General features: G+C 71.7%; 12 protein-coding genes. 8 read left to right on the forward strand and 4 right to left on the reverse strand.

Annotated features, from left to right (window positions below):
• The first annotated feature begins 34 nt into the window (after window positions 1-34).
• From ACIQD6_RS08800 to ACIQD6_RS08815, 4 genes are read left to right on the forward strand one after another with little or no spacing between them, the layout of a single operon-like run.
• Complete coding sequence (locus ACIQD6_RS08800) at window positions 35-1,051, forward strand: ATP-binding cassette domain-containing protein (RefSeq protein WP_401879949.1); 1,017 nt, start codon at window positions 35-37, stop codon at window positions 1,049-1,051.
• A complete protein-coding gene (locus tag ACIQD6_RS08805; protein ID WP_401879951.1) occupies window positions 1,048-2,028 on the forward strand; it encodes an aldo/keto reductase in 981 nt (326 codons plus the stop codon). Before ACIQD6_RS08800 ends, ACIQD6_RS08805 begins: the two co-directional genes overlap by 4 nt.
• 47 nt (window positions 2,029-2,075) lie before the next feature.
• Window positions 2,076-2,873 (forward strand): HpcH/HpaI aldolase/citrate lyase family protein, encoded by a 798-nt coding sequence (locus ACIQD6_RS08810; RefSeq protein ID WP_401879953.1) that lies wholly within the window; start codon window positions 2,076-2,078, stop codon window positions 2,871-2,873.
• Entirely contained in the window at window positions 2,870-4,060 is a 1,191-nt protein-coding gene (locus tag ACIQD6_RS08815) for an exo-alpha-sialidase (protein ID WP_401879955.1), read from the forward strand. The genes ACIQD6_RS08810 and ACIQD6_RS08815 overlap by 4 nt, the downstream gene beginning before the upstream one ends.
• A gap of 64 nt (window positions 4,061-4,124) precedes the next feature.
• Here ACIQD6_RS08815 and ACIQD6_RS08820 read toward each other — a convergent pair whose 3' ends face one another.
• Window positions 4,125-4,994 (reverse strand): aldo/keto reductase, encoded by an 870-nt coding sequence (locus tag ACIQD6_RS08820; protein WP_401879957.1) that lies wholly within the window; start codon window positions 4,992-4,994, stop codon window positions 4,125-4,127.
• Window positions 4,995-5,152: 158 nt separating this feature from the next.
• On the opposite strand from ACIQD6_RS08820, the gene ACIQD6_RS08825 reads away from it, so the two are divergent.
• A complete protein-coding gene (locus ACIQD6_RS08825) occupies window positions 5,153-6,475 on the forward strand; it encodes a CAP domain-containing protein (RefSeq protein ID WP_401879959.1) in 1,323 nt (440 codons plus the stop codon).
• 43 nt (window positions 6,476-6,518) lie between these two features.
• On the opposite strand, the gene ACIQD6_RS08830 is transcribed toward ACIQD6_RS08825, so the two are convergent.
• Window positions 6,519-7,301, reverse strand: coding sequence for a DUF4232 domain-containing protein (locus tag ACIQD6_RS08830; RefSeq protein ID WP_401879961.1), 783 nt, complete (start codon window positions 7,299-7,301; stop codon window positions 6,519-6,521).
• A 269-nt stretch (window positions 7,302-7,570) separates the two neighbouring features.
• Between ACIQD6_RS08830 and ACIQD6_RS08835 the strand changes: the two genes are divergently transcribed.
• On the forward strand, window positions 7,571-8,728 hold the full coding sequence (locus tag ACIQD6_RS08835; protein WP_401880754.1) for a PP2C family protein-serine/threonine phosphatase: 1,158 nt from the start codon (window positions 7,571-7,573) through the stop codon (window positions 8,726-8,728).
• On the opposite strand, the gene ACIQD6_RS08840 is transcribed toward ACIQD6_RS08835, so the two are convergent.
• Window positions 8,700-9,911, reverse strand: coding sequence for a glycosyltransferase 87 family protein (locus ACIQD6_RS08840; RefSeq protein ID WP_401879963.1), 1,212 nt, complete (start codon window positions 9,909-9,911; stop codon window positions 8,700-8,702). The two genes, ACIQD6_RS08835 and ACIQD6_RS08840, sit on opposite strands and share 29 nt — an antisense overlap.
• A 17-nt stretch (window positions 9,912-9,928) precedes the next feature.
• Window positions 9,929-11,455 (reverse strand): polyprenol phosphomannose-dependent alpha 1,6 mannosyltransferase MptB, encoded by a 1,527-nt coding sequence (gene mptB, locus ACIQD6_RS08845; RefSeq protein ID WP_401879964.1) that lies wholly within the window; start codon window positions 11,453-11,455, stop codon window positions 9,929-9,931.
• Window positions 11,456-11,656: 201 nt separating this feature from the next.
• On the opposite strand from mptB, the gene ACIQD6_RS08850 reads away from it, so the two are divergent.
• Together ACIQD6_RS08850 and ACIQD6_RS08855 are read left to right on the forward strand one after the other, a co-directional pair.
• Window positions 11,657-12,802, forward strand: a complete 1,146-nt coding sequence (locus ACIQD6_RS08850; RefSeq protein ID WP_401879966.1) for an anion permease — start codon at window positions 11,657-11,659, stop codon at window positions 12,800-12,802.
• A gap of 14 nt (window positions 12,803-12,816) precedes the next feature.
• A complete protein-coding gene (locus ACIQD6_RS08855) occupies window positions 12,817-13,032 on the forward strand; it encodes a hypothetical protein (protein WP_401879968.1) in 216 nt (71 codons plus the stop codon).
• The last annotated feature ends 199 nt before the right edge of the window (window positions 13,033-13,231 follow it).

The raw sequence follows: 13,231 nt of genomic DNA on the forward strand, positions 1-13,231 counted from the left end.
CGGCGCGACGGCCGGCACAGCGGGGGAAAGTCCCGTGAACGGTTCCCGGGGCCGAGACGGCCTCGCCACGGCTGAGCCGTCTCCCGGCGTCGCCACGGGTGAACCGTTCCTCAGCGTCGAGGACCTCGTGGTCGAATACCCCACCGCGCAGGGGCCGTTCCGCGCTGTCGACCGGGTGAGCCTGAAGGTGCCGCGCGGCGGCTCGCTCGGCGTCGTCGGCGAGTCGGGCTGTGGCAAGTCGACCCTCGCCCGTGCCCTCGTACGGCTCCTGAAGCCCACCTCGGGCCGGATCGTCCTCGACGGTACGGATATCGCCGCGCTGCCCGAGCGCCGCCTGCGCCCGATGCGGCGGCGCGTACAGATGGTCTTCCAGGATCCGTACGGTTCCCTCGACCCGCATCTGACCGCCGAGCAGATCGTGGCCGAGCCGCTGCGCATCTCGGGCGTGGGCGACAAGGCGGAGCGGGCCCGGCGGGCGGCCGAGCTGATCGACCGGGTCGGGCTGCCGTCCACGGCGCTGCACCGCCGCCCGCCCGAGTTCTCCGGCGGTCAGCGCCAGCGCATCGGTATCGCCCGCGCGCTCGCCTCACGGCCGGACCTGCTGGTGTGCGACGAGGCGACCTCCGCGCTCGATGTCTCCGTCCAGGCACAGGTCCTCGATCTGCTGCGGGAACTCCAGGCGGAGACCGGCATCGCCTACCTCGTCATCGCCCACAACCTCGGGGTGGTCAGGGAGATCAGCACCGATGTGGTGGTGATGCACGCGGGCCGCGTCGTGGAGAGCGGGCCGACCGCCTCCGTACTGGCGTCGCCTGCCGAGTCCTACACCCGGGCGCTGCGCCGCGCCGCCCTCGATCCCACCGCCGTCCGGGGCGTCAAGCCCCGGCACCTGCTCACCGCCACACCGCCCACCGCGAGCGGAACCGGTACGTCCGACGCGACGTCACCTGTCACCGGAACCACGGCCGCGCCCGAAGCCACAGCCGCACTCGAAAACGCAACCCCACTCGAAAACGCAACCGCAACCGCATCGGAAGGCAACCGCTCGTGATCACCGGCATCGACCTGCCGCACATTCCCGTCCCGCTGTCGGGTCTCGTCCTCGGCACCATGACCTTCGGCGACACCGTCGACCGCGCGGGCGCCGCCGCCATGCTGGACACGGCGCTGGACGCGGGTGTCACCGGCGTCGACACGGCGAACGGCTACGCGGGCGGCGAGAGCGAGCGCATCCTCGCCGAGCTGCTGCCCGGCCGCCGCGACCGGATCGTCCTGGCGACCAAGGCGGGGATCCCGCACCCCGACCAGGGCGAGCACGCACCGCTGTCGGCAGCCGGGATGCGGGCCGCGCTGGAGGGCAGTCTGAAGCGGCTCGGCACCGACCATGTCGATCTCTTCTATCTGCACCAGCCGGACCGGGCCACACCGGTCGCGGAAACCCTGTCCGCCGTCGCGGAGTTCGTCGCCGAGGGCAAGATCCTCGCCCTCGGCGTCTCGAACCACGCGGCCTGGCAGATCGCCGAACTCGTCCGCGCCGCAGGCGAGGTGGGGGCGCCCCGTCCCGTCGTCGCGCAGCAGCTGCACAACCTTCTCGCGCGCCGTCTCGAAGAGGAGTACGTCGAGTACGCGGCCGTCACCGGACTGCGCACCATGGTCTACAACCCGCTCGGCGGCGGCCTCCTCACCGGGCGCCACCGCTTCGAAGAGACCCCGGATTCGGGCCGGTTCGGTGATTCCAAGCTCGCCGTGATGTACCGGGAGCGCTACTGGGACGAGCGGCTGTTCGACGCCGTCGGAGAGCTCACCCGGATCGCCGGGGAAGCGGGCGTCCCCCTCACGGAACTCGCGCTGCGCTGGCTGCTGGACCGGCCCTCGACCGACGCGCTGCTGCTCGGCGGCTCCCGTACCGAACATCTGCGGGCGAACATCGCCGCGGCCCGAGCCGGTTCGCTGCCCGCCGATGTGACGGCGGCCTGCGACAAGGTCGGCGCCCGGCTGCGCGGCCCGATGCCCGCCTACAACCGCTGACCGCACACTCCTCGCCGATCAACCCGCCCCACCCCGAAGGGATCCTCATGACCCGCGACTCGTCCGGTACGCCCGCCGCTTTCGCCACCGCACTGCGCGCCCGTGAACAGCTCGTCGGCTACTGGTCCGTCCTCGATTCCCCGGTCTCCACCGAGCGCATCGCGCGCCTCGGCTACGACTATGTCGCGCTGGACGCCCAGCACGGCCTGATCGAGTACTCGGGTCTGCTCGCCTCCCTCACCGCGATCGACACCAAGGGCAGCACCGCCGTCGGTCTCGTCCGTACCGAGGCCAACGACCCGGCGCCCATCGGCCGCGCGCTCGACGCGGGCGCGGCCGGTGTCATCGTCCCGCTCATCGACACCGCCCAGGACGCCGCCGACGCGGTGGCCGCCGTCCGCTACCCGCCGCTGGGCCGCCGCTCCTACGGCCCCATGCGCTCGGGTCTGCGGATCGGCCCCAACCCCGCCGACGCGCACGAGCAGACCGTCGTCCTCGCCATGATCGAGACGGCCGACGGTCTCGCCAACGTGGCCGAGATCTGCGCCACCGAGGGCCTGGACGGCGTGTACATCGGCCCCTCCGACCTCCGTATCGCCATCGGCGGCGCCACCTCGACCGACCCGGCGGTCGCCGACCGCTTCGAGGCGGCGCTCGTCACCGTCCGGGAGGCGGCGGCCGCCGCGGGCATCGCCGCGGGCATCCACAACGCGGACGGCGCGAGCGCCGCCAAGCGTCTCGCCGAAGGCTTCACCTTCGCCACCGTCGCCAGCGACCTCACCCACCTGGAGCAGATCGCCGGCCGTCACCTCTCCGACGCCCGGCCCGTCCAGGACGCCCGGTGACCGGGCCGCCCTCCGGCGCCGACGGCGTGCTGCGTCCCCACCCGGGGCAACCGGGCCGCGCGGAGGCCCAGCTGGCCGCGCCCGCCGCGCAGAACCATGCCGCGAACCTGGCGGTGCTGCCCGGCGGGGACGTCGGCTGTGTCTGGTTCGGGGGGACGCAGGAGGGCGTCGCGGACATCTCCGTGTGGTTCTCCCGGCTCGCCCCGGACACCGACACCTGGTCCGTGCCGGTCCGGCTGTCCGACGACCCCGCGTGCTCCGAGCAGAACCCCGTGCTGTTCCCCGCTCCCGGGGGCGAGTTGTGGCTGCTGCACACCGCCCAGCGGGCCGGTCACCAGGACACGGCCGAGGTACGACTGCGCGTCAGTCACGACAACGGCGCGACGTGGGGCCCGTCCCGGACCCTGTTCCCCGCGACGGCGGAGGGCGGCGTCTTCGTCCGCCAGCCGGTCACCGTACTGCCGTCGGGGCGCCGGCTGCTGCCCGTGTTCCGCTGTGTCGGCGTGCCCGGCCGGTCGTGGTCGGGCGGCGACGACACCAGCTCGGTAATGATCAGCGACGACGCGGGGGCGACCTGGGACGAGCGGCCGGTGCCGTCCTCCAACGGTCTGGTGCACATGAACGTCCGGGCGCGGCCGGACGGTTCACTGCTCGCGCTGTTCCGCAGCCGCCGGGCGGACGCCGTTCACAGCTCCACGTCGGACGACGGCGGGGAGACCTGGACACCGCCGGAGCCGCTGTCCGTCCCCAACAACAACTCCTCCCTCCAGTACATCCCGCTGGAGGACGGACGTCTCGCCCTGGTCCACAACCCGAGCAGCGCGGCCGACGCCACCGAGCGCCGGGTGTCGCTGTACGACGAGATCGACGACGAGGGCCTGACCGGCGGGCAGGCCGGCACCGCGCCGCCGTCCGACGCCGCTTTCTGGGGCGCTCCGCGCGCCCCGCTCAGTCTCTCGGTGTCCTCGGACGGAGGCAGGACCTGGCCGGTACGCCACGACCTGGAGACGGGCGACGGCTACTGCCTCACCAACAACTCGCGCGACGGCCTGAACCGCGAACTGTCCTACCCGTCCATCGCCCGGTCCGGCGACGGGACACTGCACATCGCCTACACCCATCACCGGCGCACCATCAAACACCTGCGTCTGAGCCCGAGTTGGCGGGACCGGGAGATACCGGCCTGAGAGGCGCGCCGCGTCGGCCGACCCATGCTGGTCGGCCGGCGCGGCAGGTCAGCCGTGACGCAGGTCAGCCGGCCGCGTGCGAGAGCTCCTCGTACTCCTCGTCGGTCAGTTCGAGGGTCGCGCCCACGGTGTTCTCCTCCAGGTGCGCCACGGACGAGGTGCCGGGGATCGGGAGGATGGCAGGCGAGCGTCGCAGCAGCCAGGCCAGCGCCAGCTGCGAGGGGGCCACACCCCGGTCGGCCGCGATCTTCGTCAGCGGGCTGTCGTCACCGGTGAGGGCGCCGGTTGCCAGCGGGAACCAGGGGATGAACGCCAGGTTGTTCGCCTCCGCGTACTCCAGCACGTCCTCGGCCTCACGGTCCGCGAGGTTGAAACGATTCTGCACGGAGACGATCCGGGCGATCCCCGCAGCCTCCACCAGTTGGGCGACCGAGACCTCACTCAGTCCGATGTGCCGGATCTTGCCCTCGCTCTGGAGGGCCACCAGCTCACCGAGCTGCTCGGCGAGCGGCACCTTCGCGTCGATACGGTGCAGCTGAAGCAGGTCGATGCGCTCCAGACCCAGGTGGCGCAGGTTCAACTCGACCTGCTGACGCAGATATTCCGGGCGCCCGACCGGTATCCACTCGCTCGGACCGGTGCGGGTCAAACCGACCTTGGTGGCGATCACCAGGTCGTCGGGGTACGGGTGGAGCGCCTCCTTCAGCAGCAGATCGGCCGTGAAGGGGCCGTACGCGTCGGCGGTGTCGATGAAGTTGATGCCCAGTTCAACGGCGCGGCGCAGGACCCGTACGGCTTCCGCCGGATCCTTGGGGTCTCCCCAGACTCCGGGGCCTGTCAGCTGCATCGTGCCGTAGCCGAGCCGGGTGACGGGCAGATCCCCGCCGAGGAGAAAGCTTCCGGACGCGTCGGCGGGCCGCTGGATAACGCTCATGATCAGCTCCTGATCGAACGGGACGTTCCTTTTCCGGTGAGGAAACACGACCGCCGGGCCGATTGTTCCCCGCGGAACCGTTCCGACCTCCCCCTACGTTTCCCGGACAGCGCCGACGCGAGGTCGGCGCGTTGTTCCGGACCGGACGGACGGTGGCGATGAGCGAGTTGGTTCCCGGAGGGAATGTTTCCCTGCCGGACACGGCGCTGACAATTCAGGTGCCCGGACCCTTCGATCTCTCCGTCCTCATCACGGACGAGAGCGGAAAGGTCGCCGGGGACGGTGATTTCGTCTTCTACAACCAGCCGTCGGCCCCTGGCGCCCGGTTGAGCTCCGGTGGCGTCAGCGTGGACCCGCGGCGGCTGCGGCCGGGCGCGAGCCGTGTCACCGTGGTCGTCAGTCCCTCCGAGTCCGGCACTCCCCTGGGCCGGCTGCCCGTCCCGGCACTGACCGTCACCGGGGACGACGGCCGGGGTGTCCTCGCCCGGTTCGCACCCTCGCGCCCTACGCACGAGACGGTGCTGCTGCTCGCCGAGATCTACCGGCGCGGCACCGCCTGGAAGCTGCGCGCGCTCGGTCAGGGGTACGCCGACGGGCTGGCCGGAATCGCCCGCGACTTCGGCGTGGAGGTCGCGGAGGAAGCCCCCGGACCAGCCCTCACGCCCTCACCGACCGCCCCGGTAAGCGGGGTCGCGGGCGGTACGGACTCCGATGTCGCCGCTCTCGTCCGGGCCGTTCGGCTCAGGGCCGGTCTGCCGCCCCTGGCCGTGGACCGACGTCTCTCGGCCGCGGCTCAGGCCCACGCGTCGGTCATGGCGCGTCAGCGGCGGCTCGGCGCGGAGGGCCCCGACGGGATCTCCGTCTTCCAGCGGATCACCGCGGGTGGTTACCGCTACCTCCGTATCGACCAGCATCTGGTCTCCGGCCCCCGCACACCGGGCGAGTTCGTGGACTACTGCCTGGACGGTGATGCGGCGGGGAGCCCGCTGTACGAACCCGGCCTGACCGACGCGGGAATCGGCCGTGCCGTCGACGACCACTCCGGCGACACGTACTGGACGGCGCTGTGGGCCCGCCCGTTCACCGCCGACGGGCTGATGCGGACCGCCTCCGAGGTCGTCGCCCTCACCAACACGGAACGGACCGCCGGCGGACTGCGGCCGCTGGCCGACGACCCGCACCTGGCGGCGGCCGCTCAGGCCTACAGCGCCGACATGGCCGCACGCGCCTTCTACTCCCACACCTCGCCCGAAGGGACCGCGCCCTGGGACCGGGCGGCCGCCGCCGGTGCCACGCACCGGGGCATCGGCGAGAACATCGCCTGCGGTCAGCGCACCGCGCGCGAGGTGGTCCAGGGCTGGATGGACAGCCCCGGCCACCGCGCCAACATCCTCAAACCCGGCTTCACCCACCTGGGCATCGGCTTCGCGGGCGGCGGCCCGGCCGGCACGTACTGGACACAGCTCTTCGGCCAGTCCTGACGACCGCCCGTCCCGCCACCACGGCCTGGTGACGCCACCGGCCTCAGTCGGCCCGGACCGCCGTCACCCTGAAGGTGTCCCCGCAGACCGTGGGCGACGACGTGCTCAGCGTCATCGCGTCCTTGGAGCCGGGGGCGTACACCTTGAGGAGGCTCGGCTTCTCCCAGCAGGATGTGCCCTTGATGCCCTTGTTCAGGGTGTGCAGCGTGGCATCAGCCGTGCCACCGGGAGCGAGCCTCACGGCTCCGAGCGCCTCACCCTCGCGGTCGGCCGGTTTCCCTATGGTCGTGCCGTCGCCCGCGAGGAGCGAGACCCCCGGGAAGCCCTGCAACGTGCACGCGCTCGTCCCCTTGTTGGTGAGCGTCAGGTTGTAGCGGATGTTGCCCGCACCCGCGTCCGGCGGGCTCAGGCTCAGGCCCAAGTGGTCCGCCGTACACCGCGACGCCGCGGCGGCCGATTTCGCGTCGCCGCCCTGTGCCGCCGAGGAGGCCGACCGTGCCGCGGGCGTGTCCGACGGCTGTCCGCCCGACGCGTCCGACGTCCCGTCCCCGCCGGCCGCGGAGGACGAGCCGGTACCGGAGGACGAGCCGGTCCCCGAGGAGGTGCTGGTCCCGGAGGAGGAGCTCACGGAAGAGCTGTCGGAGCCGGAACTCGACGTACCTGAGCCGCCGGAGCCGTTGTCGCTTCCGCACGCGGCCGTACCGACGGCCAGGAGTGCCACGGCCGCCGCCATGGCACCCACCCGCCGTGCCCGGCCGGCCTTCGCCGACCGTGTCCCGCCCGTGCCGGGGGATGACGTCCCGTTGATCTGGTGATGATCGAACATGCGGTCCACCTGCCCATCTGTGTCACATGCACACACCACGTACATGTACCCGGAATTGCGGCGACATCCCCAGACCGCGCCCGACCCCTTACGCCCCTTGTCCGGCCGGGCGGAACAGCGGCGGCGGTGTGAGACTGCCAATGAGGAGGTGACGCCCGGTGGCGAGTGAATCTCCCGCACCAGACCCCGCAGCAGACCCCACGCCGGCCTCCGCACCGGAATCCGCACCGGAATCCGCACTCGATCTTGACGTCGGCCTCAACGAACAGTTGCTCGGAGAGTTGCTCACCGAGGTCCACGCGGCGGCCCCCATGGAACTGCCGATCCTCGTGAACCGGTGCGCGACCGCGGTCGGTCTTGAAGAAATCGTCATCTATCTCGTAGACCTCCAACAGCGGCATCTGGTTCCCCTGACCCACGGTCTGCCCACCATCGATGTGGACTTCTCCACGGCCGGCTGGGCCTATCGCACCCTCGACCTGCGCATCGAGGAATCCGGGGAGGAGGAACTCACCGCCTGGCTGCCGCTGGTCGACGGGGCGGAGCGGCTCGGCATCCTCGGGGTACGGATGAGTTCGCTCGACCCCGTACGGCTCCGGCGCTGCCACATGATCGCCTCCGTGCTCGCGATGGCCATCGCCTCGAAGCGGGCGTACAGCGACAGCTTCGCGCGCCATGCCCGTACCGAATCCATGGACCTGCCCGCGGAGATGCTCCGCTCCCTGCTGCCCCCGCGGACCATCGGCAACCGCTACGCCGTGTCCACAGCGGTGCTGGAACCGGCTTACCACATCGGCGGCGACGCGTTCGATCACTCCCTGACCGAATCCACCCTGCATGCGGCGATCTTCGACGCCATGGGCCACAACCTCGCCTCGGGACTGACCACCGCCGTGGCGATGGCCGGCTGCCGCAATGCCCGCAGGGCGGGTGCCGAACTTCCCCAGCTCATCCGCACCATCGACGAGGCGCTGGGCCAATGGCTCCCCGACCAGTACTGCACCGGCGTCGTCAGCCGGCTGAATCTGACGGACGGGGTCTTCCAATGGTGCAACTGCGGCCATCCGCCGCCCCTGCTCATCCGCGACGACCGGGTACTGGACAAGGCCCTGGAGCGGTCGCCGCAGCCGCCGATGGGGCTGCCCGTCCAGTTCGCCGGGGCTGTTCGCGAGGCCCATGAGGTCAGGCTCGAACCGGGCGACCGCGTGCTGTTCTACACGGACGGGGTGACGGAGGCGCGGGTCGAGGGCGGCGAGGAGTTCGGTCTCGACGGCTTCACCAGCTCCATCATCCGGGGATCGGCGGCCGGCGAGCTGGGCCCGGAGGTGCTGCGCCGGCTCATCCACTCGATCCTCGACCGCCAGAACAACCAACTGCGCGACGACGCCACGCTCCTGCTCATCGAGTGGCGCCCGCCGCGTCCGTGACGACGGGCGCCGCGGCCCCGGGCGGCCGTGGACCGTGCGGTCCCGGCCGTACGAGGAGCAGCCCGAGGGTGATCCAGACATAGGCGTTCGCGCCGAGGAAGGCGTCCAGGCCCGTCGAGTCCCAGCGCCACAGCCAGACGACGCTGCTGCACAGGACGACGTACAGCCCGACGCACACGACCGGCAGCACGCGGCGGTCCCGGTGTCCCTCGTCGAGGCGGCGCTGAGCCGTGTCCACCAGGACGATCAGGGCCGGGATCAGCCAGACCAGGTGATGGACCCAGGTCACAGGGCTGATGAGGCAGGCGGTGAGACCGGTCAGCGCGAACCCGGCCCGGTCGTCGCCCTGCCGTACGGCCACACGCGAGCGGTACGCCCAGACCGCGAGGACGGCGATGACACACACCAGCCACACCGCGCGGCTCGGATGGTCCGGCTGGATCCGTGCGAGGACTCCCTGAAGCGACTGGTTGGAGACATAGCTGAGCGAGCCGACGCGGTCCGTGTTCCACAGGGCGTCGGTCCAGAAGGCCCGGGAGGCGTCGGGGTCGATCAGCGCGGCGATCAGGGTGGCGGCACCGGCCGTGGCCGACGCCAGTGCCGCCTGCCGTCGGCGGCCGGTGATCAGCAGATAGCCGATGAAGAGCGCCGGCGTGAGCTTGATCGCGGTCGCCAGTCCGATGCCGATGCCCGCGTACCGGCCGCGCCCGGTGGCCAGCAGCCGCGCGTCGGCGAAGACGAGCGCGACGAGCAGCAGGTTCACCTGTCCGAAGCTGAAGGTGTCGCGGACGGGTTCGAACAGGGCGAACAGGCAGGCCGCCACGGTGAAGGCGAACCAGGGGCGCCGGGCCGCGCGCCGGATGACGGGCCCCGCCAGCCAGCGCAGCAGCAGGGCCGACGCCACGACGCTCAGCGCGATGCTGATCCCGACGGCCACGGGCCAGGAGACCAGCGCCATCGGCGCCATGGACACCGCGGCGAACGGCGGGTAGGTGAAGCCGTAGTGGGTGCCGGGCTTGACGTAGTCGTAGATCCGGCCGCCCTGATGAATCCATTCGTCGACCGCGCCGTAGTAGACGCCGACATCGAAGAAGTCCCGGTGCAGGGGGACGGTGGCGAGGAAGACGGCGGTGGTCACGACCAGATACACGGCCACGGCCGCCCGGCCGCCCGTAGTCGCCACGGCCCGGCGGGGCCACTTCACGACGCGGCCCGGGTACGGGAGGCGTCGCGGGAGTACGAGAGGGCCCGGGAGGACGAGGACAGGGCGCCCGTGCCCGACAGCTGGACCATCCACCACAGGGCGAGCAGTGCGAGCAGGCCGCCGCCCACCGCGAGCGTCAACTGCGCTCCGTCCGGCGGCGATCCGCTGGGCAGCAGGCCCAGCGCGAGGACCCCGCTGCCCACCGCGGCCCAGCGCCGTACGCGTCCGTCGGGCGCCGCGGCGGCGATCAGGAACAGCCCCCACAGCGCGTACCAGGGACGGAACGCCGGACCCAGCGCGAAGACCGTGAGCAGGCTCAGCGCCAGTGCGTAGACCGGGCCGAGACGCACCCTGCGCAGCCAGAGCACGACCACGGCCACGCCGGTGGCCAGCAGGCCGAACCACCGCCACGCCGGTACGGCCGACTCACCGAGCCCGCCGCCCAGGGTGTCCAGCAGCGCGCCGGTGAGCCGGCCGAGCGCGCTGGTGAGCGACCAGTTGTCGGGCGATACGGGAGTGGAGAGCGTGCTGAGCCAGCCGTAGCCGGTGCCGGTCACTGCGGTCACCAGGGCCGTGGTGGCCAGGGCGACCGCGCAGGTCAGTACGGCGGCTCTGAGCGTAGGAGCGCGTCCTGCGAGCCGGGCCGACCAGAGCGCGGCCACCGCCGTCAGGCCCAGTGCGGCGGGCGCCTTCACCAGCGCGGCGAGTGTGACGAGGACCGCAGCGGCGGCGGACCACCCGCCTGGGAGGTATCGCGAAAGCCCCGCCCGGCCCGCGGCGTCCGGCGCCGCTTTCGCGTCACGCCCCAGCGCCACGACGAGCCCGGCGCCGAGCAGCCCGATCATCAGGGCGTCGTTGTGGGCCCCCGCGACAAGGTGCAGCAGGACGAGCGGGTTGAGCGCGCCGAGCCAGAGCGCGGCGGACCGGTCGACACCGCAGCGGTCGGCGAGCAGCGGCAGAAAGGCGATCATCAGCCCGACGCCGAGCAGCGCGACGAGCCGCATGCCGAGCAGCGCGGCGGTCAGGTCGGTACGGGCGAGGCCCGCGGCCTTCTCCGCGACGGCGAGGAACACCGGGCCGTACGGGGCCGGAGTGTGCCGCCATACGGGTGCGACCTCGGTCGCGAGCGGCCCGCCCAGATGCGCGGGCCCGTGGGCGTACACGTCGATGTGCGCGTCGACCATGGCTCCCTGCGCGAGATAGCTGTACACGTCCCGGCTGAACAGCGGCGGTCCGAGCACCAGCGGCGCCGCCCACAGTCCGAGGGTCACCAGCAGCTCGCGCGGTGCCGGCGGGCGCGGGCCCCGTACCGCGCGGCCCAGCCACCACCAGGCAGCGATGAGCAGGACCAGGCCGAAGTACACGCCGAGCAGGCCGACCGCGGCCCGGCCCGACGAGGGCAGGAAGGCTTCCCGTACCGGCAGCGCGCCCGCGGTCAGCCCACCGGCGGTGAGCGCGGCGGACCCCACGAGCCCCAGCGTCCGGCATCGGTTCGGGTCCACGTCGGTGGTCAGGGCGAACATCCGTGGAGGCTCGCAGCAGGGGGTGACCGGAAGACGACGTCATCGCCACGCCCCCCTGAACGGCCGACGGCGGAAACACGGGGACCCACCGATGACGGACGATCACAAGTGACCGGAAGATGACCACGATTGGCAGGAAGTCGAGCGGACCATCGGCACGCCTTTCTCCGGGGCACCGACGCCTGCGCTTGTATAAGGCCAATGGACCACATCACGATTCTTGTGGGAGTGGTGATCGCGACCGCTCTGGCGTTCGACTTCACCAACGGATTCCATGACACCGCGAATGCCATGGCCACGTCGATCGCCACGAGGGCGCTGCGCCCCAGGGTCGCCGTGCTCATCAGTGGTGTCCTCAACATCGCGGGCGCCTTTCTGTCCACGGAGGTCGCCAAGACCATTTCCGGCGGCATCGTGGACGATCTCCTGATCACCCCGGGCATGGTGTTCGCGGGTCTGATCGGCGCCATCCTGTGGAATCTGACCACCTGGCTGGTGGGGCTGCCGTCCAGTTCCTCACACGCCCTGTTCGGCGGCCTGATCGGCGCCGTGTGGGTGGGCGCGGGTCAGCACGGCGTGCACTTCGACAAGGTGCTCGAGAAGATCGTCATCCCGGCGCTCGCCTCCCCGCTGGTGGCCTGTGGCGCCGCGCTGCTGGCCACCTATCTCGCCTACCGGCTGACCGCGGGGGGCCGGGACTCCTCCGTCAACCGGGGGTTCCGGCTCGGGCAGATCGCCTCCGCCTCGCTGGTGTCCCTGGCCCACGGGACCAATGACGCCCAGAAAACCATGGGCGTCATCACGCTCACCCTGATCTCCGTGAACGCGCTCCCGCCGGGCTCGGGGCCGCCCATGTGGGTCATCGGCGCTTCGGGACTGGCGATCGGACTCGGGACATATCTGGGCGGCTGGCGCATCATCAGGACCATGGGCAGGGGCCTCACCGACATCCGCGCCCCGCAGGGCTTCGCCGCGGAGTCCTCTGCCGCGACCGTCATCCTGACCTCCGCCCACCTGGGCTTCGCCCTGTCCACCACGCAGGTCTGCTCCGGCAGCATCATCGGCGCGGGGCTCGGCCGGAAGCCGGCACACGTGCGCTGGGGCACCGCCGCGCGCATGGTCCTCGCCTGGGGCGTCACCCTCCCCGCCTCCGCGGCCGTCGGCGCTCTCGCCGCTACCGTGATCGTGTACGGCGGAACCATCGGTACCGTCGTGACCGCCCTGGTCGCCGCCGCCGTGGCGACCTTCATCGTGATCGTCTCCCGCCGTAACCCGGTCACCGCTCGTAACGTCAACGACGAACACACCGTGACCGTCCGCCCCAGCGCGGCCAAGGCGAACGTCTGAGGGGAGAGGACCGGATGGACCTGGAGTGGAGCTCCCTGGGCGAAGTGGTGCTCGTCAGCATCGGCGCGACCGTGGGCGTCATGGTCGTCTTCGCGCTGGGCGTGCGGGCTCTCTCACCGCAGGAGGGACGGCCGGCCGCGCTGTCGAGGGCCGTGGCCGGGCTGTGCTTCGTCGCCTGCGCGGCAGCGGTCGCATACGGGCTGTATCTGATCATCCCGCAGTTCCACTGACCGGGTCATCCGCGCAGGCGCCCCCGAGCCGGTGCCGCCCGCCCTGATCCGAGGAGGGGCGGTGCGCGGGCACGGTCAGCGAGGGGCACAGACGCCCCGTACCCCCTCCCGCACCACGTTCATAGGACCATCCCGCACTTACCGGACGCGCCGAAGTCGGCTATCCAGGTAGGGACAAAGCTCCTCATATCGTGCGCGG

It is taken from the genome of Streptomyces sp. NPDC088400 (assembly GCF_044753355.1).
Taxonomy (GTDB): Bacteria; Actinomycetota; Actinomycetes; order Streptomycetales; family Streptomycetaceae; genus Streptomyces.